Annotated in this window: 22 protein-coding genes; 12 read left to right on the top strand and 10 right to left on the bottom strand. The window is 67.6% G+C overall.

Going from position 1 to position 25843, the window contains the following annotated elements:
* Positions 1-8 precede the first annotated feature (8 nt).
* Positions 9-155, bottom strand: coding sequence for a metallothionein (locus F6Q13_RS05990; protein ID WP_293053836.1), 147 nt, complete (start codon positions 153-155; stop codon positions 9-11).
* A gap of 148 nt (positions 156-303) precedes the next feature.
* Here F6Q13_RS05990 and F6Q13_RS05995 point away from each other — a divergent pair, with 148 nt between their 5' ends.
* Positions 304-960, top strand: a complete 657-nt coding sequence (locus F6Q13_RS05995; protein WP_293053838.1) for an O-methyltransferase — start codon at positions 304-306, stop codon at positions 958-960.
* A gap of 17 nt (positions 961-977) precedes the next feature.
* Here F6Q13_RS05995 and ilvD read toward each other — a convergent pair whose 3' ends face one another.
* Positions 978-2705, bottom strand: coding sequence for a dihydroxy-acid dehydratase (ilvD, locus tag F6Q13_RS06000; protein WP_293053841.1), 1728 nt, complete (start codon positions 2703-2705; stop codon positions 978-980).
* A 77-nt stretch (positions 2706-2782) separates the two neighbouring features.
* Here ilvD and F6Q13_RS06005 point away from each other — a divergent pair, with 77 nt between their 5' ends.
* The 3 genes from F6Q13_RS06005 to F6Q13_RS06015 all read left to right on the top strand — a co-directional run bounded on the left by F6Q13_RS06005 (position 2783) and on the right by F6Q13_RS06015 (position 5476).
* Positions 2783-3088 carry a metal-sensitive transcriptional regulator gene (locus F6Q13_RS06005; RefSeq protein ID WP_293053844.1) on the top strand — a complete coding sequence of 102 codons (306 nt, stop codon included), beginning with the start codon at positions 2783-2785 and terminating at the stop codon, positions 3086-3088.
* Between the two features lie 34 nt (positions 3089-3122).
* Positions 3123-4385, top strand: a complete 1263-nt coding sequence (locus tag F6Q13_RS06010; protein WP_293053847.1) for an MFS transporter — start codon at positions 3123-3125, stop codon at positions 4383-4385.
* Between the two features lie 143 nt (positions 4386-4528).
* The gene (locus tag F6Q13_RS06015; RefSeq protein WP_293053850.1) at positions 4529-5476 is read left to right on the top strand and encodes an Ig-like domain-containing protein; all 948 of its coding nucleotides are present in this window, start codon (positions 4529-4531) and stop codon (positions 5474-5476) included.
* 3 nt (positions 5477-5479) lie between these two features.
* Here the strand turns inward: F6Q13_RS06015 and F6Q13_RS06020 are convergent, their stop codons facing one another.
* On the bottom strand, positions 5480-7477 hold the full coding sequence (locus F6Q13_RS06020; protein ID WP_293053852.1) for a M13 family metallopeptidase: 1998 nt from the start codon (positions 7475-7477) through the stop codon (positions 5480-5482).
* Between the two features lie 93 nt (positions 7478-7570).
* On the opposite strand from F6Q13_RS06020, the gene F6Q13_RS06025 reads away from it, so the two are divergent.
* The 4 genes from F6Q13_RS06025 to F6Q13_RS06040 are packed head-to-tail and all read left to right on the top strand — an operon-like array spanning position 7571 to position 10236.
* Positions 7571-8236 carry a hypothetical protein gene (locus tag F6Q13_RS06025; RefSeq protein ID WP_293053854.1) on the top strand — a complete coding sequence of 222 codons (666 nt, stop codon included), beginning with the start codon at positions 7571-7573 and terminating at the stop codon, positions 8234-8236.
* 31 nt (positions 8237-8267) lie between these two features.
* Positions 8268-8957 (top strand): hypothetical protein, encoded by a 690-nt coding sequence (locus F6Q13_RS06030; protein ID WP_293053857.1) that lies wholly within the window; start codon positions 8268-8270, stop codon positions 8955-8957.
* A gap of 5 nt (positions 8958-8962) precedes the next feature.
* Positions 8963-9550, top strand: coding sequence for a hypothetical protein (locus tag F6Q13_RS06035; RefSeq protein ID WP_293053860.1), 588 nt, complete (start codon positions 8963-8965; stop codon positions 9548-9550).
* On the top strand, positions 9547-10236 hold the full coding sequence (locus tag F6Q13_RS06040) for a hypothetical protein (protein WP_293053862.1): 690 nt from the start codon (positions 9547-9549) through the stop codon (positions 10234-10236). The genes F6Q13_RS06035 and F6Q13_RS06040 overlap by 4 nt, the downstream gene beginning before the upstream one ends.
* Here the strand turns inward: F6Q13_RS06040 and F6Q13_RS06045 are convergent.
* From F6Q13_RS06045 to F6Q13_RS06055, 3 genes are all read right to left on the bottom strand, one after another.
* Positions 10233-10760, bottom strand: a complete 528-nt coding sequence (locus F6Q13_RS06045) for a helix-turn-helix transcriptional regulator (protein ID WP_293053863.1) — start codon at positions 10758-10760, stop codon at positions 10233-10235. The genes F6Q13_RS06040 and F6Q13_RS06045 overlap by 4 nt on opposite strands.
* Positions 10757-13705: an MMPL family transporter gene (locus F6Q13_RS06050; RefSeq protein ID WP_293053866.1), complete on the bottom strand. Its 2949-nt coding sequence runs from the start codon at positions 13703-13705 to the stop codon at positions 10757-10759. Before F6Q13_RS06050 ends, F6Q13_RS06045 begins: the two co-directional genes overlap by 4 nt.
* Positions 13706-14033: 328 nt before the next feature.
* Complete coding sequence (locus tag F6Q13_RS06055; protein WP_293053869.1) at positions 14034-15272, bottom strand: YbhN family protein; 1239 nt, start codon at positions 15270-15272, stop codon at positions 14034-14036.
* Between the two features lie 117 nt (positions 15273-15389).
* Between F6Q13_RS06055 and F6Q13_RS06060 the strand changes: the two genes are divergently transcribed.
* Complete coding sequence (locus F6Q13_RS06060; protein WP_293053871.1) at positions 15390-16472, top strand: AI-2E family transporter; 1083 nt, start codon at positions 15390-15392, stop codon at positions 16470-16472.
* Here F6Q13_RS06060 and F6Q13_RS06065 read toward each other — a convergent pair.
* From F6Q13_RS06065 to trmB, 3 genes are read right to left on the bottom strand one after another with little or no spacing between them, the layout of a single operon-like run.
* Positions 16469-19372 (bottom strand): MMPL family transporter, encoded by a 2904-nt coding sequence (locus F6Q13_RS06065; RefSeq protein WP_293053874.1) that lies wholly within the window; start codon positions 19370-19372, stop codon positions 16469-16471. The genes F6Q13_RS06060 and F6Q13_RS06065 overlap by 4 nt on opposite strands.
* Before the next feature lie 50 nt (positions 19373-19422).
* Complete coding sequence (locus F6Q13_RS06070) at positions 19423-20151, bottom strand: NYN domain-containing protein (protein ID WP_293053877.1); 729 nt, start codon at positions 20149-20151, stop codon at positions 19423-19425.
* Entirely contained in the window at positions 20148-20918 is a 771-nt protein-coding gene (gene trmB, locus F6Q13_RS06075; RefSeq protein ID WP_293053880.1) for a tRNA (guanosine(46)-N7)-methyltransferase TrmB, read from the bottom strand. The genes F6Q13_RS06070 and trmB overlap by 4 nt, the downstream gene beginning before the upstream one ends.
* Positions 20919-21026: 108 nt before the next feature.
* On the opposite strand from trmB, the gene F6Q13_RS06080 reads away from it, so the two are divergent.
* The 3 genes from F6Q13_RS06080 to F6Q13_RS06090 all read left to right on the top strand — a co-directional run bounded on the left by F6Q13_RS06080 (position 21027) and on the right by F6Q13_RS06090 (position 25403).
* Positions 21027-21992, top strand: a complete 966-nt coding sequence (locus F6Q13_RS06080) for a hypothetical protein (protein WP_293053883.1) — start codon at positions 21027-21029, stop codon at positions 21990-21992.
* Complete coding sequence (locus F6Q13_RS06085) at positions 21989-23512, top strand: hypothetical protein (protein ID WP_293053886.1); 1524 nt, start codon at positions 21989-21991, stop codon at positions 23510-23512. Before F6Q13_RS06080 ends, F6Q13_RS06085 begins: the two co-directional genes overlap by 4 nt.
* A gap of 61 nt (positions 23513-23573) precedes the next feature.
* A complete protein-coding gene (locus F6Q13_RS06090) occupies positions 23574-25403 on the top strand; it encodes a phosphoenolpyruvate carboxykinase (GTP) (protein WP_293053889.1) in 1830 nt (609 codons plus the stop codon).
* An 18-nt stretch (positions 25404-25421) separates the two neighbouring features.
* Here the strand turns inward: F6Q13_RS06090 and F6Q13_RS06095 are convergent, their stop codons facing one another.
* Positions 25422-25826: a hypothetical protein gene (locus tag F6Q13_RS06095; protein ID WP_293053892.1), complete on the bottom strand. Its 405-nt coding sequence runs from the start codon at positions 25824-25826 to the stop codon at positions 25422-25424.
* Positions 25827-25843 lie beyond the last annotated feature (17 nt).

Raw genomic sequence — 25843 nt, forward strand, 5'->3', positions numbered from 1 at the left:
AGACGGTGCTATTCGACAGGGACCATCTCGTCGCCACAGGTGCACCGATACGGGCCGCCCGCCTCAGGGCAGTGGCATGCGGCCTCGATGCGTACCCGGCATCCGCAGCCCTCGTGACCGCAGGTCAGCAACGTCCCGTTCTCGTAACTGGCCATCTGCCGCACACTCCTTGTGTCGGGAATCCCGCGACTGCGGAATCCGGCGGACTGTCTTTCGATGTGACTGTATACCCCATATGGGTATATGGTGAAGGCCATTGGGGCGATCTGCGGGCATTGCGCCCAACCCGCTACCCTTGAGGCCGTGACCGACCAGCCCAACCCTGCCGACGTCGACGCGTTTTTGGACACCACGTTCGTCGGCGAGGATGCCGCCCTGTCCGCGGCGCTGGAAGCCAGCGACGCAGCAGGGTTGCCGCGCATTGCCGTATCGGCTCAGCAAGGCAAGTTCCTGAGCCTGCTGGCCACCGCGATAGGGGCCCGCCGGATCCTCGAGATCGGTACGCTGGGCGGCTACAGCACGATTTGGCTCGCCCGCGGCGCCGGTTCGGACGCACGGGTGGTGACGCTGGAAGCCGAACCCCTGCACGCCGAGGTGGCGCGGGCCAACCTCGACCGCGCCGGGGTCGGCGACCGGGTGGAGGTGGTGGTGGGCCCTGCCTTGCAGACGTTGCCGAGCGTGAACGGCCCGTTCGATCTGGTGTTCATCGATGCCGACAAGGAAAACACCGTCGGCTACCTGCAGTGGGCCGTCCGGTTGTCCCGTCCGGGCTCGGTCATCGTCGTCGACAACGTCATTCGTGACGGAAGTGTGTTGGCGCCACCCGACGATGATCCGCTGGCGAAGGCCATGCGCGCAGCCCTGGACATGATGGCGGACCATTCGCAGTTGGACGCTGCGGTGCTGCAGACGGTGGGCGTCAAAGGCTGGGACGGGTTCGCGCTGGCACTTGTCCGGTAAAGAAGCACCGCCGGGGTTCAGCCGCAGACCGCGCCAGTCGCGGCCGAACCGACCAACTTGACATATTTGGCCAACACACCCCTGGTGTATCGCGGCGGAAGCGGAGTGAAACCAGCACGACGGGAACCGAACTCGTCGGCGTCGACCAACACGTCGAGGGTCGCGTTGGGGACGTCGAGACGGATTCGGTCGCCGTCACGCAGAAATGCGATCGGTCCGCCGTCGGCCGCCTCCGGGGCGACGTGTCCGACGCACAGCCCGGTGGTGCCGCCGGAAAACCGTCCGTCGGTCAACAACAGCACGTCTTTGCCCAGTCCCGCGCCCTTGATCGCGCCGGTGATCGCCAGCATCTCGCGCATTCCGGGGCCGCCCTTGGGGCCCTCGTAACGGATCACCACGGCATCCCCCGCAGTGATAGTGCCGTCTTCAAGAGCATCCAACGCAGCCCGCTCCCGGTCGAAAACCCTTGCTGTCCCCTCGAATACGTCGGAGTCGAAGCCTGCCGTCTTGACCACAGCCCCTTCCGGCGCCAGCGAGCCGTGCAGAATGGTGATTCCCCCGGTCGGGTGGATAGGATTGTCGAGCGCGCGCAACACCTTCCCGTCGGGATCCGGAGGGGCGACCCGCTGCAGGTTTTCGGCCACGGTCCGTCCGGTCACCGTCAGGCAGTCGCCGTGCAGCAGGTCCGCCTCCAACAATGCTTTCATGACCACCGGTACACCGCCGATGCGATCGACGTCGAACATCACATGCCGGCCGAACGGCTTGACGTCGGCCAAGTGCGGCACCCGCGACCCGATCCGACTGAAATCCTCCAGCGACAGCTTGACGTTGGCCTCGTGGGCGATGGCCAACAGGTGCAGCACCGCGTTGGTCGAGCCGCCGAAGGCCATCACCACGGCGATCGCGTTCTCGAACGCCTCCTTGGTGAGGATGTCGCGAGCGGTGATTCCGCGGCGCAGCAGATCCACGACGGCCTGGCCGCTGCGCCGGGCAAACCCGTCTCGGCGCCGATCGGTGGCCGGCGGCGCGGCGCTGCCGGGCAGTGACATACCAAGGGCCTCAGCCGCGCTCGCCATCGTGTTGGCGGTATACATCCCGCCGCAAGCGCCTTCACCGGGGCAGATAGCCCGCTCGATCGCATCGACATCCGAACGCGGCATCAACCCGCGAGCGCACGCACCGACCGCCTCGAATGCGTCGATGATCGTGACGTCGCGCTCGCTGCCGTCGGACAGCTTGGCCCGGCCCGGCAGGATAGTGCCGGCGTAGAGGAACACCGACGCCAGGTCCAGCCGTGCCGCAGCCATCAGCATGCCGGGCAGCGACTTGTCGCAGCCGGCCAAAAGCACCGCGCCGTCGAAGCGTTCGGCTTGCATCACCGTCTCCACGCTGTCGGCGATAAGCTCACGCGACACCAGCGAGAAGTGCATGCCCTCGTGACCCATCGAAATGCCGTCGGACACCGAGATAGTCGCGAACTCAAGCGGATACCCCCCGCCGGCAAACACCCCGTCCTTTGCCGCTTTGGCCAGCCGGTCCAATGACAGGTTGCACGGGGTGATCTCGTTCCACGACGAGGCCACCCCGATTTGCGGCTTGGCGAAATCCTCGTCACCCATGCCCACCGCCCGTAACATGCCCCGGGCGGCTGCCTTCTCCAGCCCGTCGGTGACATCACGACTGCGGGGTTTGATGTCGACGTCGGACAACGCAGTCAGGTCGGAGTCGTCAGGTTTGGCCATTGCCCAAGTATGCGCGTACCGCGACGCCCGCCCAAATCAGCGTCATACCCCATCCGGGTATCGGGTACGCTGCTAACATGCCGATCGCAGATGTCGACTCCGCACACGGCTACGCATCACACAAGGCGAACTACGCTAAGCGGCTGCGCCGCATCGAGGGGCAGGTGCGCGGCATCGCCAGAATGATCGACGAGGACAAGTACTGCATCGACGTCCTCACCCAGATCAGCGCCGTCAACAGTGCGTTGCGTTCGGTGGCGCTGTCCCTGCTCGACGAGCACCTCGGGCACTGTGTCAGCCGCGCCGTGGTCGGCGGGGGTGCCGAAGCCGCCGCGAAGCTCGACGAAGCCTCGGCTGCCATCGCCCGACTTGTCCGGTCCTGAGCGCTGACGCTGCGCGCAACCGCATGGTTGAGTAATGGCCGTGGGTAGCACCCGGTCCTCGCGCCTGACGGGGGCTGATCAGCGCACCGTCCGCGGCGGACCATGGACCCCGCGGGTCGCCGTGCAGCTGGCGGTGCTGGCGGCGGCTGCCTTCATCTACGTCACCGCCGAGATCCTGCCGGTGGGCGCCCTGCCCGCAATCGCCCGCAGCCTGCATGTCAGCGTGCCGGTGGTCGGCACACTGCTGGCGTGGTACGCCCTGGTTGCGGCGCTGACGACGATTCCGCTGGTGCGCTGGACCGCGTACTGGCCGCGGCGGCGGGCGCTGCTGTTGTCGCTGGTGTGTCTGACCGCCGCGCAGCTGGTGTCGGCGTTGGCGCCCAACTTCGTGGTGCTGGCCGGCGGCCGGATGCTCTCGGCTATTACCCATGGCCTGATGTTGTCGGTGCTCGCCCCGATCGCCACCCGCTTGGTGCCGACCAGCCATTCCGGACGCGCGACGACCGTCGTCTATGTCGGCATCACCCTGGCGGTGGTGGTCGGCAGCCCCCTGACTGCCGCGATGAGCTTGTTGTGGAGCTGGCGTTTGGCGGTCGCTTCGGTCACTGCCGCAGCCGCCGCGGTGACCGTCACCGCCCGGCTGGTGCTGCCGGCGATGCCGCTCACCGACGAGCAGTTGGCCACCGCCGGACCCAGAGCTCGTCACCACCGCAACGGTCGGCTGGTGGCGGTGAGCCTGCTCACCATGATCGCCGTCACCGGCCACTACATCTCCTACACCTTCATCGCGGTGATCATCAGGGACATCGTCGGGGTGCGCGGACCGAGTCTGGCCTGGGTGTTGGCCGCCTACGGCGTCGCGGGCCTGCTGGCGATGCCGCTGGTCGCGCGGCCGCTGGACCATCACCCGCGCGCCGCGGTGATCAGCGGGATGGGCGGGCTGTCCGCGGTGTTCGTCGCGCTGACCGCGCTGGCGTTCGGCGGCGGGCCCACCGCGGCGACGGCCCTGATCGGGACCGCCGCGATCGCCGTGTGGGGCGGCACCGCCAACGGGGTCTCGCCGATGCTGCAAGCTGTGGCGATGCGCGCCGGCGCCGACGACCCTGACGGGGCGTCCGGGCTGTACATGGCGGCCTTTCAGGTCGGTATCACCGTCGGATCCCTGGTCGGTGGACTGCTCTACGAGCACAGCGCGGTGGTGATGCTGGCCGCGTCGGCGATTCTGGTCGGCGGCGCGGCTGCGGGAATGACGGCCGGACCGCGGCTCTTCGACGTGCCTGCGGATAACCGGCTGTAACGTTGCGGCCGCGACGGCGATGAACACAGCAGCTCAGCGTCATCGACCGGGTCGTTGAGGGGTGGTCCGGGGGACTCGCTGACGCCGCAACCGCGCACAGCGTTGTGCCAGACTTGACCACGACAGGACTGGAGGTAGGCCATATGTCGCGATGGGCGGCCGCGGTCGGCGCGGCCGGGTTGATCGCTGTCCTGGCGCTCGGCAGCGGCTCGGCGCTGGGCGACCCCGATCAGCCGCCGCCCGGCGATCCGCAGGTACCGAGCGCCGTGCCGGCCGATCCGCCGGACCCGCCGACGGCGGCCGACTCGTGGGCGGCGGCGCCTCCGGCGCCCGCCCCGGATGCTCCGGTGGCCGGACAGAACCCGGCACCGTTCGTGGGCCAGCCGCCGTTCGTGCCCCCGACGTTCGTACCGGTCACCGGCTCGACGGTCGGTGTCGCCCAGCCGATCATCATCAACTTCCAACGGCCCATCGCCGACCAGGCGATGGCCGAACAGGCGATCCACATCTCGTCGAACCCGCCCGTACCGGGCAAGTTCTATTGGTTGACGCCCACCCAAGTGCGCTGGCGTCCGCTCGCCTTCTGGCCCGCCCACACCACGGTGAACATCGACGCCGCGGGCACCACATCGAACTTCAGGACCGGCGACGCGCTGGTGGCCACCGCCGACGACGCCACGCACCAGCTGACTGTCACCCGCAACGGGGTGGTCGAAAAAGTCATCCCCATGTCGATGGGCATGGCGGCGGGCGGCCATCAGACCCCCAACGGCATCTACTACGTGCTCGACAAGAAGGCCAAGGTGGTAATGGATTCGTCTACCTACGGAGTGCCCGTCAACTCGGCCTACGGCTACAAAGTAGATGTCGAGAACGCCGTGATGTTCGACAACAGCGGCGACTTCGTGCACAGCGCGCCGTGGTCGGTGGCCGACCAGGGCAAGCGCAACGTCAGCCACGGCTGCATCAACATCAGTCCGTCCAATGCCAAATGGTTCTTCGACAACTTCGGCACCGGCGACCCTATCGTGGTGAAGAACTCAGTCGGTACCTACAGTAAGAACGACGGCTCCAACGACTGGCAGATCTAGGGGTTAGTTCCAGATCCTGACCCGGCGCCGCGGTTCGAGGTACAACGCATCGTCTTCGCCCACGCCGAACGTCTCGTAGAACGCGTCGATGTTGCGGACTACGCCGTTGCAGCGGAACTCCGGCGGGGAATGCGGATCCACCGCTAGCCGCCGAATCGACTCGGCACGGCGGGATTTGGTGCGCCATATCTGCGCCCACCCGAAGAACACGCGTTGCATCCCGGTCAGGCCGTCGATGACCGGGGCCGGCCCGTCGCCCAGCGAGATCCGGTAGGCCAATAAGGCGATCGACAGACCACCCAAGTCGCCGATGTTCTCGCCGACCGTGAACGCCCCGTTCACGTGATGCTCGTTGCCAAGCCCGCGGGGCGTGTAGGCGTCGTACTGCTCGATCAATGCCGCAGTGCGAGCGCCGAACTCGGCACGATCCTCGTCGGTCCACCAGTCGACCAGGTTGCCCTCGCCGTCGTATTTGGCGCCCTGGTCGTCGAAACCGTGCCCGATTTCGTGACCGATCACTGCCCCGATTCCGCCGTAGTTGGCCGCGTCGTCAGCCTCGGCATCGAAAAATGGCGGCTGCAGAATCGCTGCAGGAAAGACGATTTCGTTCAGCCCAGGATTGTAGTAGGCATTGACGGTCTGGGGTGTCATGAACCATTCGTCCCGGTCTACCGGTCTCCCCAGCTTGGCGAGTTCGCGGTCGTAGTTGACCGCGCAACCGCGTTGGTAATTGCCGTACAGGTCATCACGGTCGATCACCAACGCCGAATAATCCCGCCAACGGCTGGGATAGCCGATCTTGGCTGTGAAACGGTCCAGCTTGGCCAGCGCCCGCTCGCGCGTTCGCGGCGTCATCCAGTCCAGGTTGGTAATGCTGATCCGGTAGGCCTCGAGCAAGTTGTCCACCAGTTTGTCCGCCCGCGCCTTGGCCTCCGGTGGAAAATGCCTCTGCACGTAGAGTTTCCCGACAGCATCACCCAATAGGTTCTCCACCAACGACACGCCGCGCTTCCAGCGGTCGCGGATAGCCTCGGCGCCGGTGAGCATGCGGCCGTAGAAGGCGAAGTCCTCGCGCACCAGCGCATCGGTGAGCAACCCGGCCCGGGCGTGAATCAACCGCCAACGCGACCAAAGCTTCCAGTCGTCGAGATCTTGGCTTTCCCACAATGCCGCGAATGCGGTGAGGTAATCAGGCTGACGCACGACGAGTTCGGCGACGTCGTCCGGTGTGCTGCCCAGTGCGCTGACCCAGCCGGTCCAGTCGAAGCCCGGCGCCGTGCGCGCCAGGTCGGTGAACGCGCGCAGGTTGTAGCTCAACTCCGCGTCACGTCTTTTGACCACATCCCAGTGGGCGGCGGCCAACGTGGTTTCCAACGCCACGATCCGGGCCGCGGTCTCGGCGTGGGCGGCCGCGTCTGCGCCGTACACCAGGGCGAACATCGCCGCGATGTGCTGCGAGTAGGCCGCCAGCACGTGAGCGTGCCGGGGGTCGCGGTAATAGGACTCGTCGGGCAACCCGATGCCGGACTGTGTGACATGGAGAAGGTAGCGGGCCGAGTTCTTCGCGTCAGTGTCGACATAGACCCCGACCCCGCCGCCGACACCGGTGCGCTGCAGCGCCCCCACGACGCCGGCCAAGGCGTCCCGGTCGGTCGCGGCATCGATCACGGCCAATTCGTCGAGCAGGGGTGCAACGCCCCGACCTTCGACGGTGGCCTCGTCGAGAAAGCTGGCGTAGAGGTCCCCGATACGCTGGGCGTCGGTGCCGATGGCGGGGCCGCTGCCGCCGGCTTCCTGACTGGCTTGGGTGATCAGATCGCGCACCTGGACTTCGGCCCGGTCGAACAGCGACCGAAACGCGCCGTCGGTGGCCCGGTCTGCCGGTATCGCGTACTCGGCGAGCCACCGGCCGTTGACGTGGCCGAACAGGTCGTCTTGTGGGCGGATGCCGGCGTCGACATGGCTCAGGTCGATGCCCGAGCGGGTGGCTGTTGTCGTCACCGTTCCCATGATGGCAGCAGGCACCTGCAGTGCCACGGGGGCGCCCGGTCCCTGGGTGAGAACCCGGCACCGGCGTCGGGTAGCCTCACCGCCATGGCTAAGCACGGGGAAGTCGAATCATCGGCCGATCCGGACGGTCCGGTGCCCGACGAGGCGGAAGCCGAGTCACCGACTGCCGCGGACACCTCGGCGAGCGACACGCCGGGTGGCCGCAAAGTCTGGCTTTACCGGGTCGCCTCGGCCATCCTGGGCATCGCGTCGCTCGCCGCCATCGCGCTGGGCCTGATCACCTGGTCGGCCCACCACCGTGAGGTCGATGACCGCGCCTACCAGAACCGGGTCGTGCGCACGGCGGCCAATTGGGCCAGTGTGCTGATCAACCTCAATGCCGGCAACGTCGACGCCGGCATGGCACGGTTGCGCGGCAAGACCGCCGGCCCATTCAACGCCGAGTTCGAGTCGTTCATGCAGCCCTACCGGGCGGGGATACAAAAAATCCAATCCCGCATCAATGGCCGGATCGATTCGGTGGCCATCGAATCGGTGCACCACGACCTCGGCGCCCCGGCCGGTGCCGAACCGCCGCAGCCGATGCCGCCGCCGCCGTCGGCGGCTACCCGCACCGACACCGTCCTGGTGGTCGCAACCTCGGTGTTCCAGAACGAAGGCAAACCGGAGACCCTGCGCTGGAACTTGCAGGTGAACGTCTCCGATGTGGGCGGAACGTTGCTGATTTCCGGGCTGACATCGTTCCGATGACCGGTCTGCGAGGGTGCCAATGAGGACGTCGATGAGAAAACTGTGGCGGCTGTCGGCTTTCGACGTTGCCGCGCCGCTGGGTACGATCGCCGGTCTGCTGGGCATCGGGCTGGTGCTCGGGTGGCCACTGTGGTGGGTCTCGGCGTGCTCGATGCTGGTGCTGCTGGTCGTCGAGGGCATGGTCGCGAATTTCCTTGGGCTGCGGCGGCGCGCGCTGACGCTCGGTATCGACGACAGCCGGCCCGGCCTACGGTTGGCTGTCGTCGCGGTGTGCACCACGGCCCTGGTGGCCGCGGTGGCGCTGGGGTACAAACGCTGGACGGTGCCCGACCGTGAGCTCAAACGCGACTCCGCGGAGGTGGTGCAGATCGCCAGCGAGGTCATGGTGGCGACCGGAACGATCGCGCCCGCCAACCCGACCGCATCGATCGATCGGGCCGCGGCGATGGTAGCGCCCGATCACGCGCACGCTTTCAAAGAGAAATTCGGTCAGGCCGCTGCGAAACTGGCCAGCCAAAACGTCAGCGCCGAGGCGGCGACCCTGGCGGCCGGCGTCGAAGCGATCGGACCCTCGGCAGCCCGGGTGGCGGTGATCTTGCGCAGGACCCAAAACGTGTGGGATCAACCGCCCAAGAGCGTCGTGGTCGCCGCACGGGTGACGTTGACCAAGCAAAACGGCCACTGGATGGTGGTCGACGTGTTACCCGTCCACGCTCGCTGAATCCGGTGCCGGCCGACGACCCCTCGCCCGACTCGCACGCCGGCCGGATCCTGTCTGCCTACGGCGTCGCCTCGGCCGTGTTGGGCGCATTATCGGTGGCCGCGGTCGTCGTGATCGTGGTCATCTGGTCGGCCCATCGCAGCGACCTCGACGAACGCCGTTACCTGAGCCGGGTCATGCAGGCCGCAGCGGATTGGACCGCTGTGCTGATCAACATGAACTCCGACAACGTCGGCACCAGCTTGCAGCGCCTGCACGACGGGACCGTCGGTGAACTCAACGCCGACTTCGACTCCGCGATGCAGCCGTACCGGCAGGTGGTCCAGCGGCTTCAGGCGCGCAGCACCGGCCGGATCGAGGCCGTCGCGATCGAAGCGGTCCATCACGACTCAGACCTTCGGCCCGGCGCTCGCCGGTCGGCCGAACACCTGCCCCCGGAGCTGGCCAGTCGCACCGACAACGTCATCCTGGTAGCCACTTCGGTAAGCGAGAACGTCGGCGCCAAGCCGCAGATCGTGCACTGGAACCTGCTTCTGGGCGTCTCCGAGGTCAGCGGTCGGCTGCTGATCTCGGCGCTGGAGTCGATCCGATGAGAAACGCCTGGCGGCTGATCGTGTTCGACGTCGTGGCGCCGTTGGCGGCAATCGCGGCGCTGCTGGTCATCGGGATAATGCTCGGCTGGCCGCTGTGGTGGGTGGCGCTGTGTCCGGTACTGGTGCTGCTGATCGTCGAAGGCGTGCTGATCAATTTCTGGCTGTTGCGGCGTGACTCGGTGACGCTCGGCACCGACGACGACCGTCCCGGGCTGCGGCTGGCTGTGGTGGGGCTGTGCACGATAGCCCTGGTGGCGGCCGTCGCGGTCGGGTTCACCCACTGGACGGAGCGCGATCGGGCCATCAAACACGATTCGGCCGAGGTGGTGCAGATCGCGACCACGATGGCCGAGGCGACCGCGACCTTCAACCCCCACCAGCCGGCCGCGTCGAGGGATCGGGCGGCGGCGATGATGGTGCCCGAGCAGGCCGACGCGTTCAAGGACCAGTTCGCCAAGGCCACCGCAGACCTAGAGCACCGCGACGTCACCGCACAGGCGACGACGCTGGAGGCAGGTGTCGAAGCGATCGGGCCGTCACTGGCCAGCGTCGTGGTGTTGCTGCAAGCTACCCGCACCAGTCCGGGGCAGCCGCCCAGCCACTCCGTGCTGGCGCTGCGCGTGGCGCTGACCAGGCAGGGCGATCGCTGGCTGGTGGCCGGTGTGTCGCCGATCAATGCGCGCTAGTCCGGCGGCTGTGTTTTGAGCTTGGCGAACCGGTCCGACAGCCGGCGCATCCGAATCATCAGCGCGGCCGACGGGCTGACCCTGGCTTCCAGATAGGCAGTTAATTCGTCGGCGGACACCCCGATCCGGGACGCGAACTCCAGCTGCCCGAGACCGGACCGCTCCATCAACTGCCGCACGTGGCGGGCGACTTCCTCGCGTTCGTTGGCGGCGAGGTGGGCACGAGCGCGATCCAGCACCTCGGTCAGCGCTTTGGAGATACCGTACGGGCGGGACTTAGCCAGGACCTCTTCGACTTGGCGGGCGGTCCGCCCGTAAGGATCCCGTTTGAGCGCGACGGCGAGCTTCTGCCAGGTAGCCAGGTCGCCGCCGTCCAGCGCCGCGTGGATCGCCGAAGTCGGCCAGAACTCCACCGGCTGATCCGCATACCGAGGGGCAGGTTCCTGCGGCGCCGTCGCGGGACCTCGATCAGCGGGGGACCGATCCGGCGCCGGTTCGGGGCGTCGGTCCGCTGCCAACGTCACCTCGCCTCCTCCAGCATCGCCACCGCCACCGCCAGGCAACGCTGCCTGACCCGCTCCCAGTCTGCCCGCTCATCTGGTCCGGGCCAACGATCGGTATCGAGGTCATGGGGATGCGGGTCCGCCAACCGGCGCACCAACTGGGTGGCGATCCACTGGCGCCGCGATGACCGGCAACAGTAATAGCTGTCGATCCCGGTCAAGACGACCGCGGCGGTTTCGGGCTCCATGGACTCGACCAGCTCAGCAAACTCGGCGTAATCGCGGAGGCTGTTGCGGTTGATGATCAGATAGCCCTTCATCCGCAGCGTCTCGGCACCGGTCGGGATTTGCAGGCGGTCTCCGGTGGGCAACTGAACGTGGGTGGTCTCCACCGGGCGGCGCCGCTGGAGAGCCGGAGCCGTGGTTTTCAGCGCGTCCACAGCAACGGAGAGTCGGCCGCGCCACCGGGTGACCGGATGCACCGGCCTTGGCGCCCGCCCGGCGCTGGTGCGGTGGGTCAAGCCGCCGGCAAGCTTGCGCACCATGAACTGGCCGCTGCCCGCCGCACCCACCAGTGCGAGGCGGTGAGCGGGCTCCCCGGCGCTGCACGTCACGCGCTCCCGTGCCTCGCTGTCCGGCTCGCAGCCGCTGAACGCCAGCGGATCGGTCACGCAAATCGCATCCGGGGCCAAGCGTTTGAGCTGGGCCGCCGATTTGAGCACCATCCGCAGGTCAGCGCGGGGCACCACCGGCACCCAGATGTCGTCGGGAATCGTCACGACGTCGCGGAGGTCGGCCGCGGGCAGTGGTTTCTCGAAATCCACCGACGGCAGGATGCGGTGCAGCCACGTCGGCACCCACCAGTTCCACTGCTCGAACATCGCCATCAGCGCAGGCACCAGCACCAACCGCACCACGGTGGCGTCCACCGCGATCGCGACAGCGCACGCCACCCCGATCTCGGCGACCAGAGGCATACCGGCGAACGCAAAACCGATGAACACCGCGATCATGATCAACGCCGCGCTGGTGATGGTGCGCGCGCTGGTGCTCACGCCATAGGTGACGGCGTCGTGGGTGTTGGCGGACTGCAGGAAGCGTTCCCGGATGCGGGTCAGCAGGAAAATCTCGTAGTCCATCGACAAGCCGAACGTCATCGCCAGCACCAGCGGCGGAACGGTGCTGTCGATCGAACTGATCGGTGCGAACCCGAGCTTTTCCAACCAGCCCCACTGGAACACCATCACCAGGCTGCCGTAGGCGGCCGCCACCGACAGCACGGTCATCAGCACACCCTTGAAGGCCAAAAACACCGACTGGATCGAGATCAGCAGCATCACGAACGCGATCAGCGCGACGAACCCCAGCACCAGCGGCTCGGTTTGCGACACCCGGTCGTCGAAGTCTTTGATGAACGCGGTCGGCCCACCGACATCGATCCGGGCCGAACCGGCGCCGGGTACGCCCGGCAGATGATGGCGCATCCAGTCGACAGTTCGGCGCGCGGCCAGATCCTCGGGATCTACTGACAGCACCGCGGACAGCATCGCGCTGCTGTTGTCGTCAGCAAACACCGGTGGTGCCACCGACACGATGTTGGGCGCCCGTGCCATCTCGTGACGGAGTGCCGCCAGCACCGCGGCGTGCCCGGCCGAGGAGGCGTTATTGTCCGCGAAACGGACCAGCACCTGCACTGGGCCCAGTGCGCCGGGTCCCAGCGCCTCGGCCGCCCCGGCCACCCCGGCACGGATCTCGTGTGCCGAATCGAACTGCCGCAGCAGACTGTTGCCCAGCACCATCGACATGGCTGGTACAGCCATTGCGATCAGCACCGCCGCCGCGGCCAGCGCCGACGCCCACGGCCGGCGCATCACGAAGCCGATCCAGTACGTCCAGAACCGCGATTGGGTGGCCTCCGGCCGACGTGACCAGTGCAGCAGCGCGGACCGCTTCGCGGCGGCCCGGCCGAACGTCGCCAGCACCGCCGGCGTCATTGTGGTCGAGGTCAGCATGGCGATGGCCACCGCGATGATCGCGCCGCTGGCCATTGACGTCAACACTGGAGTGTGGATCAGGTAGATGCCGGTCAGTGAGGCGACCACGGTCATGCCCGAGAGCACCACCGCCAGCCCTGAGGTCGCCATCGCCGCGTCGACGGCGTCGGCAGGCTGTCTGCCGGCGCGCAGCTCTTCGCGGAACCGCATCAAGATGAACAGCGAGTAGTCCACCGCGAGCGCGATACCGAACATCGATACCGTCGATGTCACGAACACCGACATCGTGGTGTAGGCCGACAGCACATACACCACACCCATCGTGATCGCCACGGTGCACACACCGAGCGCCAAGGGGATCGCCGCGGCCGCCAGCGAACCGAACACCGCGAGCAGCACGATCAGGATGATCGGCACATTCCACCGCTCTGCTGCCGCGATGTCGTGTTTGGTGTTGGCGGCGGCTGCCGTGCTGAGCGCGCCCTGACCGATGACGTACAGCCGCACCCGGCCGTTGGCGGTCCGCCCGGGCTGATCACCCTCGACGCCAATTTTGCGACGCAGCGTTTTGGCGACGTCGCTGGCGCCGGTGTTGTTGAAGTCGAGTCGCAGCGGCACCACGTAGGGCCGATCGGGTTGTGGGGCCGGTTGCCGCAGATCCGGGACGACCGCCACGGCGGGAACCTCGCCGGCAACCCGCTTGAGCATCGCGACGGCGGCAGTCATGTCCTGGTAGCTGGCGTCTGGGCGGGGCGAGGCGACCAACGCCAGTGGGGAGGCGCCCTGGTCGGGATAGTGGGCCTCGAGCGCGTCGTGGACCTGCAGCGACTGTGACCCCGCCACCTCGAAGCCACCGCCGGTCAATTGACCGGACTGAGTCGCCGTCAGGTAAATCGCGGGTACCAACGCAAGCAACCACGCTGTGAAGACCAACCAGCGGAGTCTGCGTAGCCTGCCGGACAGGCGCATCATTAACTGCTGGATTTCTTCTCTCCCCGTTTCCGCGTCGAATGCCCACGAGCCTACCGCAGCGCGCGTTGGTTAAATTATCTTTCTTCGGTCTCTGAGCTGCATCGACTCGGCAACGTCGGCCAGTGCCGGGCGATTCGACGCTGTGCAGCGGGAATCGACCGCGCGATGACCGGTTTCCCGGTCCGGCCGCTTTTGTGAATCATTTGTGAGGCATTCGTGACCCGTTTGTGATGCTGCGGCGATTTTTCCACGCTGCTCAGCAGTTATCGGTGGTCGATATCGATGGCCGACATTTCCGCGCCGCAGGACAGCGGCACCTCCACCGTCATCAGCACAAACCGGGCCGATGGTCCGCGTCGGGCGGGGGCAGCGGCCCCTGCAGTGCGGTGTCGGCAAGATCGATGGACGAGCCTCGGCTGTTCGGTGTCACCGCATCCCCGGGTGCGGTGCCGGCTCCCAACGTATCCGCCGCCTTGTTGTCACGATTGATCTCGAAGTTATTTTCCGGGTTATTTTCCGGGGCCTCGACATCGACCTCGTTGGTGGTGCGGAACATGACGAAGAACACCACCCACCCGATCGCAGCGATCACCAGCCAGCTGATCAGCCGGTAGATCAGCATCGCGGAGATCGCGTCGGGCAGTGACATCCCGCTCGACACCAGACCCGGCACCAATACCGCCTCGACCACCAACAGGCCGCCCGGCATCAGCGGAATCGTCCCGACCGCGCGGGCGGCGGCGTAGGCAACGGTCAACCCGGCCACCGACGCATTGCCGCCGGCAGCGTACGCGGCGAAGCCCAAACATGCGACATCGGCGATCCAGTTGAACATCGACCAGCCGAACGCGACGCCCAGATCCCGGCGACCCAGGCTGACCGACTCCAGCTGGTCGAGGATTTCGCGCCACTTCACCAACCCGGCCTCCGCCGGCTTGCCCCGCACCGAGTTGATCCAGGACAGCACCCGCGCGCCGATCCCGTCGATCAACTCCGGGCGCGACGCCACGGCCTGGGCCAGCAGCAGCAACGCTCCGAACCCACCGAGGGTGAACAGCAGCGAGAACGGGTTGTTCGCGGCGCCGAGAAAGAACGCGCCGCCCAGACCCAGCAGCGCCAAGCCGACCGCCTGCAACACTCCCGACATCACCAGCTGCCATGAGGCCACTAACGTCGAGGCACCCCACAATCGTTGCTGGCGCAGCAGAAACGTCGCCGATATCACCGGCCCGCCGGGCAATGTGGTGCTCAGCGCATTGGCCGCATAGAATGCGGCTTCCGATCGCCATTGTTTGACGTGCACCCCGGCCGATTTGAGCAGGGTGCGCTGAATCTGGGCGAAGCTGTGCATCGACGCGGCCGCGGCGAGCAACGCAGCCAGCAACCACCACCACTGCGCCGAATACAGGCTTTGGGCGGCCTTGGACAATTGGTCCCGGCCCAACGCCACCTCGACCGCGAGTACGGCGGCGACGACACCCAGCATCGCCCACCGTACCCACCAATATTTGCTCCGGGTGGGCTCTTGCTGACGGTGGGCGACGTGGGCCGGCGCGTCATGCGGCACGTGCTTCAGGGTAACCGCGCAGGTGGCAGCGGAACCGTCCCCGGGTGCCGCGCCGCGCCGATGTGTCACCGAGATCCGCCGATCAACGGGTTCCCCCCGGCGATTACGCTTAGCCGCATGCCGTCGACCCGCGACGACGAGTCGGTCGAACCGCTAGTCCGCAAGACCGCGGCGTGGGCATGGCGGTTGTTGGTGATTGTGGCTGCCCTCGTTGCGGCGCTGTGGGTGATCAAGCGGCTGGAAATCATCGTCGTGCCGGTCCTGCTGGCGTTGATGCTGAGCGCGTTGCTGCTGCCGGCAGTGGACGGGCTGGACCGCCGGGGGTTACCCCGCGGCGGTGCGGTGGCGTTGGTGTTGCTCGGCGGCTTCGCCATTTTGGGAGGCATCCTGACGTTCGTCGTCAGCCAGTTCATCGTCGGCTTGCCGGGCGTGGTCGAACAGGTCACCCGCAGCATCGACACCACCCGCAATTGGCTGATCAACGGACCGTTGCAGCTGAGCCGCCAACAGATCGACAACGCCGGCAACGCCGCGATCCAGGCGCTGCAGAACAATCAGGCGAAGCTGACCAGCGGGGCGCTATCCACCGCGGCAACCATCACCGAGATCGTCACCGCGGTGCTTTTGATGCTGTTCACGCTGATCTTCTTTCTCTATGACGGCCGCAATATCTGGGATTACGTCACCAAGATCGTCCCGGCCGGGGGTCGTGACCGGGTGCGTGCGGCCGGTCGAGCCGGATACGGGTCGCTGATCGGCTACGTGCGTGCCACCTTTCTGGTGGCGCTGGTCGATGCCGCCGGAGTCGGCGCCGGCCTGGCGATCATGAGTGTGCCGCTGGCGTTGCCTCTGGCCTCGGTGGTGTTTCTCGGCGCGTTCATCCCGCTGGTCGGTGCCGTGATCAGCGGCTTTTTGGCGGTGGTGGTCGCCCTGCTGGCCAAGGGATTCGGCTATGCGCTGATCACGCTCGGCGTGCTGGTCGGGGTCAACCAGCTCGAGGCGCACATCCTGCAGCCGTTGGTGATGGGCCGGGCGGTGTCGATCCACCCGCTGGCCGTGGTACTGGCCATTTCGTCAGGCGGGGTGCTCGCCGGGATCGTCGGTGCGCTGCTGGCCGTCCCGACGGTGGCCTTCCTCAACAACGCGTTTCAGGTTCTGCTGGCGCCGGGCGCGTCGGCGAAGGCGACCGATCATCCCTAGAACCAGCCTTCACGGCGCAGCAAATCCTGGGCGCTGAGCCGACTGCCCCGGGGGTGGCGAGCCTGCTCGGCGTTGGCGGTGGTACCGCGGCGCGGGTTCGTATTCTCTCCGGGCACCCCGGGATCGCTGTTGTCCGGCGAGACGGGGATGGCCGTCGTCGCCGCGTTGCCGTCGCCGGGTATCGGCAAGGCTCGGGTCTCGTCGGAGGACGGCTCGGCCCGCCGGGGCTGCCCAGCGCTTTCCGGCCCGCGGGAATATCCCGGGGTTTTGCCGTCTTTGCCGGCCCGCAGCTCGGACAGCCAGGACTCGATGTGGCGGTCCTGAGCCGTGCCGTCCGGTGGCCGATGGTCACCGCGGCGAGCAGGGTCCGTGGTGGGTATGCGGGTGGTCGCCGCATCCTCCGCAGGCGTCACCGGCCCCGGCGCTCGCATGCGGGTGGTGTTGGCGGCCGACGGGGTCTCCTGAGTCGGGGACCGGTGATTCGCTCGGGCGGACGGGCGCGGACGTGCGGCAGCCTCCGCGCTTGGGTGGGTCGGGTCGCGTGGTGGCAGCGAGGTCGCGGCGGACGGGCCGCAGGTGGCGACCGGCGGCCGCTCGAAACCACGGCTACCGGGCCGCCTCCGCTCGTCGGGCAGATGGATCTCGCCCAGCCCGAGTCGGTTCTGCAGCCGTTTCATCCAGCGCGGCGCCCACCAGCAGTCGTCGCCGAGCAGCTTCATCACCGACGGGACCAAAAACATTCGTACCACCGTGGCATCCAGCAGCAGCGCTGCCATCAAACCGAACGCCAGGTATTTCATCATCACCAGGTCGGAGAACACGAACGAACCGGCGACCACGGCGAGGATCAGCGCGGCCGCGGTGATAATGCGACCGGTGGTCGCGGTGCCGATCCGGATCGCCTCCGCAGTGGACAGCCCGCGCTCCCGCGCCTCGACCATCCGCGACACCAGGAACACCTCGTAGTCGGTGGACAAGCCGAAGACGACCGCGATGATCAAGCCGATGACCGGTGCGGTCAGCGGCGTCGGGGTGAAATTCAGCCACCTGGAGAAGTGACCGTCAACGAAAATCCAGGTCAAGATGCCCATCGTGGACCCGAGGGTTAGAGCGCTCATCACCGTCGCCTTGACCGGAAGCACCACTGAACCGAAGGCCAGGAACATCAACAGGGTCGTGGCGGTGAGCAGGATGAACAGCATCAACGGCAACTTCGCGAAGATGCTGTGAATGCTGTCCTGCACCAGGGCCTGGGTGCCCCCGACCATGATTGATATCCCTTTGGGTGGGGTGATTGCCCGCAGCTCGGCGATTTTCTTGGCGGCGTCGTTGGGGTTCACCAAGCCGTTTTGGATGACCCGGACGGACGGGTCTTTCGACGCGCCCTGGGCGTAGGGCCGCTGCGGCCACATTGCGGCCGGATCATTGTTCGGGACGGTGAATCCGCTGATTGCCATCGCCTGGTTGCGTATCGCGGCCAGCTGCTGGTCGGTGATGGGCTTGTGCTCGTTGCTGACAACCACCAGGGTCACCGGCTCGGTGCGATAATTGGGAAAAAGTTTGTCGAAATGCTCCTGGGCCTGACGCACCGAATTATTCGGTGGCAAATATTTTTCGCTGAAGCCGCCCAGCGACATCTTGCCGAGCGGGATGATCAGCAAAATCATGATGATGAGGATGGGGGCGGCAAACAGCAATGGCCGCTTCATGACGCGGTTGACGAGCTTGCCCCAGAACTCGTGTTCGACTTCTTCCCGTGTCTTGGTCTTCTGCAGCCGTTCGGCCAGCCAGTTCAGGTAGACCCGGGAGATCTTCCAGTTCGCCAGGAAAGAAACCCGCAACAGGGTGCGCACCCCCAGCGCGTCAACGTGTCGGCCGAGGATGGCGAGCACAGCCGGCAGGACGGTGATCGACAAGATCGCCGAGAGCATGACGGTGGCGATCGTGGCGTAGGTGAGCGACCGCAGGAAGCCCTGCGGGAAGACCAGCATGCTGACCGCGGACGCGGCGATCAGCACCGCCGAGAACGTGACGGTCCGACCGGCTGTCATCATCGTGCGGCGCACCGCCACTTCGGCGTCATAGCCTTCGGCGAGCTCCTCGCGGAACCTGCTCACCACGAAAAGCCCGTAATCGATCGCGACGCCCAAGCCGATCATGGTCACCACGGGCTGGGCGAAAAAGTGCACCGGGCCGAATATCGCCAGGAAGCGCATGATACCCAGGGCGCCCGCGATGGCAAGTCCGCCGACGATTACCGGCAGAGCAGCCGCGACGACCCCGCCGAACACCAAAAACAGCACCACCGCCACCAAGGGCAGCGCGAGCACTTCCACGCGCTGTTGATCTTTGGCGATGGTGCCGGTCAAGGCATTGGCCACCGGCTCCAGGCCGGCGAGCTCCACCTTGCCGCCGTCGAGCTTCTGCAGGTCCGGTGCGACCGTTTTGTAGTTGTCCAGAATGGTGTCGTCGTCGTTGCCTTTGAGTGGGATGGACACGAAGGTGTACTTGCCGTCGGCGGTCTTCATGCCCTGAACGACCGGGTTGGTCGAGTTGGGCGCCCGCAGGTAGCCGGCCCATCCCAGCACCTGGTCGGGATGGTCTTTGACGAACGTGTTGAGTTCCCCGACGATCTTTTTCGACCACGCGGGGTCGGTCACCGTCGCGCCTTTGGGGGCGGGGAAGACGGCCACGATGTGACCGGTGCGGTCGCGGCCGTAGACTCTGTCACCCAGCTCCGAGGCTTTCACCGACTGGCTGCCGTCGTCGTAGAAACCGCTCTGGGTGACGTGCTTGCCGAGGCTGAGCCCGACGATGCCGCCGCCCAGGCACAGCGCCACCATCACCGCAATGACGGTGAACCGGTAGCGGTATACGATTCGACCCCACCAGGCGAACACGCAAGCTCCTTACTGGATCGGTGGCGACCCGCGCAGTGATTGTCCAGTTGTCATAGACGCGAGGCCAGCAGCGACGACAGCGGCCGGAACGGCTGCAGCCACGCTCCCTGCTCAGGCAGCGAATCCAGGCCGATTCGCGGCAGCGGTTCCCGGAAAACACCGTCGATGTCTTCCAAGTCGATGAACTCCAAGGTATCCGACGCTAGCGCCCAACTCGCGTGTTCGCGAAATCCGAGCACCGCGACGGGGACCCCGCTGCGGGCGATGTCGGCCAGCGGCGCCCGGAACGCCTGGCCGTCCGCGGAGGCCAAGACCAGCGCGGCCAGGCCTTCGCGGTGTCGGAGCGCAATGTGGGCGAGCATGTCGGCGTCGACGTCGCTGTCCTCGTCCACTTTCGGCTTGGCGAAGACAGCGAACCCCACGTTACGCAGGGCGTCCACCCACGGCCGCACCACCTCGGCGTTACCGGGCGCGATGTTGGTGAACACCGTGGCCTCGGGTTCGGTCGAGACGTCAGGACGACCCGCGGCGACCTCGGCGGTGCGGGCCAGCAGCCAGCGGCCCAGTGCGTCGAACCGGGGCCGCTCCAGCGCCGTCGGCCGGCGGCCCAGGATCGCGCCCAGCCCCATGTCCAGGTTGGGGGCATCCCACACCAGCAACACCCGCCGTGCGGCGACGCCGGCCGGGCCGGGCGGACCGCCCGGGTCGTCGCCGGCAGCAGTGCTCGGTGTCGGGGTCGGTTCGGACGTGCCGGTGGTCGATTCTTCGGTCAGGCTCATGGTCGACGTCTTTCCCACAGCAATTCGGTGACGCTGCTGCCGGCTTGCCGCGCCTTGGTTTCGTATTTGGTGATCGGGCGCATGATCGAGATCGGAAGGGCCTGGGCAGCCGGATCGACTCGACGCAATCGGTGTTCAGCGTCCCCGACCGTGGCGATCTGGGCCGCGTAGCCGGTGTGGTCGGTCGCGACATGCAGCACACCGCCGGGGCGCAGCCGGTCGGCGATGAGGCCGACGGTGGCCGGCTGCAGCAGACGCCGCTTGTGGTGGCGGGTCTTGGGCCACGGGTCGGGGAAGAACACCCGCACCCCGGTCAGCGCTGCGGGCGCGATCAGGCGTTCGAGGACGTCGACGGCGTCACCGCGGATCAGCCGCAGGTTGCCGACGGCTTCCCGTTCGATGGCGCACAACAGCTGGGCGAGCCCCCGGCGGTACACGTCGACGGTGACCACGTTGACGTCCGGCTCGCACTGCGCCATCGCGAGCGTCGAAGTTCCCGTGCCACAGCCAATTTCCAGGACCAACGGAGCTTCTCTGCCGAACCACAGGCCGGCGTCGAGCGGCGGCTCGGCGGAGCTGCCCACCGTGCGGCCCAGCGTCGGCCACAGCCGCTCCCAGGTCCGCTGCTGGGCGGCCGACAACGCGGAGCGCCGGGGCCGGACGCTGGTGGTGCGGGGATAGCCGCCGGAGCCGCGCGGGGTGGGCGCGTCCGTATCGGGGTGGCCGTGCACCCCGGGCTGTGCGTGCATTGGTCCATGGTTACCCATGAACCCAGGTTGTCGCCGTGCCCACCCGAGATTGATACCCAACAGTTGTCTTCGGCCCCCAGGCGGTGGCTCGCGCCCCGGCCGGACACATGTCACCATGCGGGGACCATGAGCGGGCACCAGATCTTCGTCGACGAGCTGGCGCGCTTCGCCCGGGCGGCTGCCGACACCCGGTGGACGGCGATCGTCGAGCGGGTCGGCGCCCCGCTGCGGGTTGCCGTCGTGGGGCGGCGTGGGGTGGGCCGGCGCACCGTCGCGCGTGCCCTGGCTCGGGCGGGCATCGACCTGGCACCGTCGTCGAGCGCCGCCGACCTCGATGTCTACCTGATCGCCGAAGTGGTCAAGCCCGAGGACCGCGACGCGATCGCGGCGGCCGGGCAGCGGGTGCTGACCGTGTGGAACAAAGCGGACCTGGCCGACCCGTTGCCCGGGGTCTCAGCCGAGCCCATGGTGGGCCTGCTCGCCGTCGCCGCGCTCGACGGCTTGCTCGACGACACCCGGTGGGCGGCGCTGCGGCTGCTGTGCGCTCGGCCCGCCGACCTGAGCAGCCCGGACAGCTTCCTGACCGGCGCTCATCCGCTGCCGGTGGCGACCCGGCGACGGCTGCTGGACACCTTCGACGTGTTCGGGATCACCCAGGCGATCGCGGCGATCCGCCGCGGCGAGTCCAAAACCCAGGTGCAGGCGCTGCTGCGCAGGCTCAGTCGCGTCGATGCGGTGGTCGCCTCGATCACCGCCGCCGGTGCCGAAGTGCAGTACCGGCGCTTGCTGGATGCGGTGGCCGAGCTGGAGGCGCTGGCCGTCACCGACCGGCTGGCCGGGCGCTTCCTGTCCCGCGACGACACGGTGATCGCCCGGATGCGCGCCGCGATCGACGTCGTCGAGGCGGCGGGCGTGCCCGTCGAGCCTGCCGGCCACCCGGCCGCGTACCTGCGGCGGGCGCGGCATTGGCAGCGCTACAGCCGGGGCCCGGTGTCCGCGGTGCACCGGGCCTGCGGCGCCGACATCGCCAGGGGCTCGTTGCGGCTCTGGTCCCGAGCCGGAGCGCCGCCGGCGGACCGAGACGCACCGTGACCGATCCCTCAGACCACGCAGGCGTTGCCGAGGTGGACGCTGCGGTGGCCGCGGTCGCACCGCGACTGCGGGCCCCAGCCGTGCGGCGGCGCGACGTGGTGGCGGTGACCGGACCGCGGCTCGCCGGGGTCAGCAGCGTGCTCGCGGCGCTCCGCGAGCGGGCGAGCGGGCACACGTTCGTCGAGTCGGCGGACCTGGCGGTCGGTGAAGCGCCGACGGCGGTGGTGTTCGTGGTTTCCGCGGCGGCGGTCATCACCGGATCCGACTGCGCGCTGCTGGACGCGGCGGCCGCCGACACCGACGTGGTGATCGCGGTGGTGACCAAGATCGATCTGTACCGCAACTGGCGCGAGGTGCTCGCCGACGACCGCGACGAGCTGGGCGCCCATGCGTCGCGTTACCGTGCGGTGCCCTGGGTGGCGGCAGCCGCGGCTCCCGGGCGGGCACGGCCGCAGGTCGACGCCCTGCTCGCCGCGGTCGACGAACACCTCGCCGACCCCGCTGCCGCGCGGCGTAACCGCCTGCGATCCTGGGAACATCGGCTGCAAACGGTCGCCGGCCGCTATGAGCGCGCGGATCGCCGGGTACCGGTCGAGGCGTTGCGCGCGCAGCGCGATGACGTGCTGCGACAGCAGCGGCTGGCCAGATCCGCGCGCGGCACCGCGTTGCGCAGCCAGATTCAGCAGACCCGGGTGCAGCTGTCCTACCTGGCCCGCAATCGTTGCTCAGCACTGCGCTGCGAACTGCAGCAGGACCTGGCCGACCTGACCCGCCGCGGTCTGCGCGAGTTCGAGCCCTACGCCCGCAGCCGCGGCGATCAGCTGCTCGCCGAGATCGACGCGGGCCTCACCACCCATCTGGCCGACGTCGCGCAGGCGCTGGACCTGGCGGTGGACCCGCCGCCGGCCACGGTGCCGGTGCAGCCGGCGATCGGGTCCCCGCCGGTAGCATCCCGATCGCTGGAAACGCGGCTGATGACGCTGCTGGGCGCCGGGTTCGGTCTGGGCATGACGCTGACCCTCGCCCGGCTGTGGGCGGGTTTGGCGCCCGGGCCGACCCCCGTCGGGATCGTGGCGTGCCTGGCGATCGGGCTCGCGGTCACCGTCTGGGTGGTGAGCACGCGCGGTCTGCTGGCCGAGCGGGCGCTGCTCGACCGCTGGGTGGGGGAAGCAACCGGATCGCTGCGGTCGGCGGCCGAGGAGCTGGTCGCCCACCGGGTGCTGGCCGCGGAGTCGGCGCTGAGCGCGGCGCTGAACGAACAGGACGAGGCCCACAGCGCCCAGGTCCGTGCCCAGATCCGGGTCATCGACAGCGCGCTGCGCGAGCAGGCCGCCGCGGCCCGGACCGCAGCCCTGCGGGACCGGGAGCTGTCCGCGGTGCGGGCCGCACTCGCCGCGGTGCGCGCCGAACTGGCCAGCCCGCAGGGCAGCCAGGCCATCGGTCGCGCCCCGCGTCCCTGTGAGCGATCTGATACCCGCCCGCGCCACGACGCAGGTAAGAGCCGCGATAACCTGTGTTAAGGACGGCCACACATTTTTTTCACGGACGTGACACGCACACGGGAAAGTTCAGGAGTTTTCGATGACGTCAGCGACCATCCCCGGTCTCGATAGCGCGCCGACCAACCATGCGGGCCTGCTGGCCTGGGTGGCCGAGGTGGCCGAGCTCACCGAGCCCGACCGGGTGGCTTTCGCTGACGGCTCCGACGAGGAATGGCATCGGCTCTGCACCCGGCTGGTCGAAGCCGGCACCTTCAAGGAGTTGAACAGCGCCAAGCATCCCAACTCCTACCTGGCGTTGTCTGATCCCTCCGATGTGGCGCGCGTCGAGTCGCGCACGTTCATCTGCTCCGAGCGCGAAGCCGACGCCGGGCCGACCAACAACTGGATGGACCCCGCCGAGATGCGGTCCATCATGACGAACCTGTACCGCGGCTGCATGCGCGGTCGCACCATGTGGGTGGTGCCGTTCTGCATGGGCCCGCTGGGCGCCGAGGACCCCAAGCTGGGGGTGGAGATCACCGACTCCGAATACGTCGTCGTCTCGATGAAGATCATGACCCGGATGGGCACCGCCGCGCTGGACAAGCTCGGTGACGACGGTTTTTTCGTCAAGGCGCTGCACTCGGTCGGCGCGCCGCTGGAACCCGGGCAGAAAGATGTGCCGTGGCCGTGCAACGACACCAAGTACATCACCCATTTCCCGGAAACCCGCGAGATCTGGAGCTACGGCTCGGGCTACGGCGGAAACGCGCTGCTGGGCAAGAAATGCTATGCGTTGCGCATCGCCTCGGTGATGGCCCGCGACGAGGGCTGGCTGGCCGAGCACATGCTGATCCTCAAGCTGATCTCCCCGCAGAACAAGGCGTACTACATCGCGGCGGCGTTCCCGTCGGCGTGCGGCAAGACCAACCTCGCGATGATCCGGCCGACCATCCCGGGCTGGCGCGCCGAAACCCTCGGCGACGACATCGCCTGGATGCGCTTCGGCAAGGATGGCCGGTTGTACGCGGTCAACCCCGAGGCCGGTTTCTTCGGGGTCGCGCCGGGCACCAACTGGACGTCCAACCCCAATGCCATGCAGACCATCGCGGCCGGCAACACCATCTTCACCAACGTCGCGGTCACCGACCGCGGCCACGTGTGGTGGGAGGGCCTGGAAGGTGAGCCGATGCACCTCACCGACTGGCGCGGCAACGACTGGTATTTCCGGGAGACCGAAACCACCGCCGCGCACCCGAACTCACGCTACTGCACGCCGATGTCGCAATGCCCGATCCTGGCGCCCGAGTGGGACGACCCGCAGGGGGTGCCGATCTCGGCGATCCTGTTCGGCGGCCGCCGGCGGACCACGGTGCCGCTGGTCACGCAGGCACGCGACTGGCAGCACGGCGTGTTCATCGGTGCGACTCTGGGCAGCGAGCAGACCGCCGCGGCCGAGGGCAAGATCGGCACGGTGCGCCGCGACCCGATGGCCATGCTGCCGTTCTGCGGCTACAACATCGGCGACTACTTCGCGCACTGGATCGAGATCGGCAAGAACTCCGACGAGTCCAAGCTGCCGAAAGTGTTCTTCGTCAACTGGTTCCGCCGCGACGAAGACGGCCGCTTTTTATGGCCCGGCTTCGGCGAGAACAGCCGGGTCCTGAAGTGGATCATCGACCGCATCGAGCACAGGGCGGGTGGCCGGTCCACCCCGATCGGCACCGTGCCGTCGGTCGAGGACCTGGACTTGGACGGTCTCGACATCGACCCCGACGACGTGGCCAAGGCGCTGGAGGTCGACGCAGACGAATGGCGTGCGGAGTTGCCGCTGATCGAGGAGTGGTTCGAATTCGTCGGCGAGAAGCTGCCCACCGGCGTCAAAGACGAGTTCGACGCGCTCAAGCAGCGGCTGGCCGAGGCCGAGTAGCAGCCGACGCTGCCGGGGCTAGCGCTGTCGGCGCAGCGAGGCCCGCCGTCGTTTCTCGTGCTCGGCGACCCGACGGCCCTCCTCGGTCGACAGCGCAACCTGGCGGCCCTTGTCGGTGAGATTGAGCCAGTAGGAGAACACCCACCCGCCGGTGTCGCGGTAGTGGGTGATGTAGGCGTCCTGGATTACCGGCATGATCTCGTCGAGTGGTTTCGGCACGAAACGGTCGCCCAGGTAGCCCACATCCATCAACCCGTCACCGACCAGCGAGCGGATCACCGCCAAGGTCTCCTGCTGCCACTGGGCCTCCGATTTCGACGGGTTGAGCCGCCTGACCTCGGAGTGAATGCGCGCCAAGTTCACCGGCTCGATAAGCCCGTCGAGCAAAAGCCCGTGGCGCAGCTCCTCGCGTGTCGCCGTCATCGGGTCGATCCCTCGTC

Origin of the sequence: Mycobacterium sp. (assembly GCF_008709575.1) — a bacterium.
Classification (GTDB): Bacteria; Actinomycetota; Actinomycetes; order Mycobacteriales; family Mycobacteriaceae; genus Mycobacterium.

What these genes read in the sequence shown, in the direction of transcription:
- ilvD (WP_293053841.1), bottom strand. Translation starts at nt 2,705, where the DNA reads ATGGCCAAACCTGACGACTCCGACCTGACTGCGTTGTCCGACGTCGAC.
- F6Q13_RS06030 (WP_293053857.1), top strand. Translation starts at nt 8,268, where the DNA reads ATGAGAAAACTGTGGCGGCTGTCGGCTTTCGACGTTGCCGCGCCGCTG.
- F6Q13_RS06090 (WP_293053889.1), top strand. Translation starts at nt 23,574, where the DNA reads ATGACGTCAGCGACCATCCCCGGTCTCGATAGCGCGCCGACCAACCAT.
- F6Q13_RS06040 (WP_293053862.1), top strand. Translation starts at nt 9,547, where the DNA reads ATGAGAAACGCCTGGCGGCTGATCGTGTTCGACGTCGTGGCGCCGTTG.
- F6Q13_RS06095 (WP_293053892.1), bottom strand. Translation starts at nt 25,826, where the DNA reads ATGACGGCGACACGCGAGGAGCTGCGCCACGGGCTTTTGCTCGACGGG.
- F6Q13_RS06015 (WP_293053850.1), top strand. Translation starts at nt 4,529, where the DNA reads ATGTCGCGATGGGCGGCCGCGGTCGGCGCGGCCGGGTTGATCGCTGTC.
- F6Q13_RS06050 (WP_293053866.1), bottom strand. Translation starts at nt 13,705, where the DNA reads ATGATGCGCCTGTCCGGCAGGCTACGCAGACTCCGCTGGTTGGTCTTC.
- F6Q13_RS06060 (WP_293053871.1), top strand. Translation starts at nt 15,390, where the DNA reads ATGCCGTCGACCCGCGACGACGAGTCGGTCGAACCGCTAGTCCGCAAG.
- F6Q13_RS06080 (WP_293053883.1), top strand. Translation starts at nt 21,027, where the DNA reads ATGAGCGGGCACCAGATCTTCGTCGACGAGCTGGCGCGCTTCGCCCGG.
- F6Q13_RS06070 (WP_293053877.1), bottom strand. Translation starts at nt 20,151, where the DNA reads ATGAGCCTGACCGAAGAATCGACCACCGGCACGTCCGAACCGACCCCG.
- F6Q13_RS05990 (WP_293053836.1), bottom strand. Translation starts at nt 155, where the DNA reads ATGGCCAGTTACGAGAACGGGACGTTGCTGACCTGCGGTCACGAGGGC.
- F6Q13_RS06010 (WP_293053847.1), top strand. Translation starts at nt 3,123, where the DNA reads ATGGCCGTGGGTAGCACCCGGTCCTCGCGCCTGACGGGGGCTGATCAG.
- F6Q13_RS06005 (WP_293053844.1), top strand. Translation starts at nt 2,783, where the DNA reads ATGCCGATCGCAGATGTCGACTCCGCACACGGCTACGCATCACACAAG.
- F6Q13_RS06025 (WP_293053854.1), top strand. Translation starts at nt 7,571, where the DNA reads ATGGCTAAGCACGGGGAAGTCGAATCATCGGCCGATCCGGACGGTCCG.
- trmB (WP_293053880.1), bottom strand. Translation starts at nt 20,918, where the DNA reads ATGGGTAACCATGGACCAATGCACGCACAGCCCGGGGTGCACGGCCAC.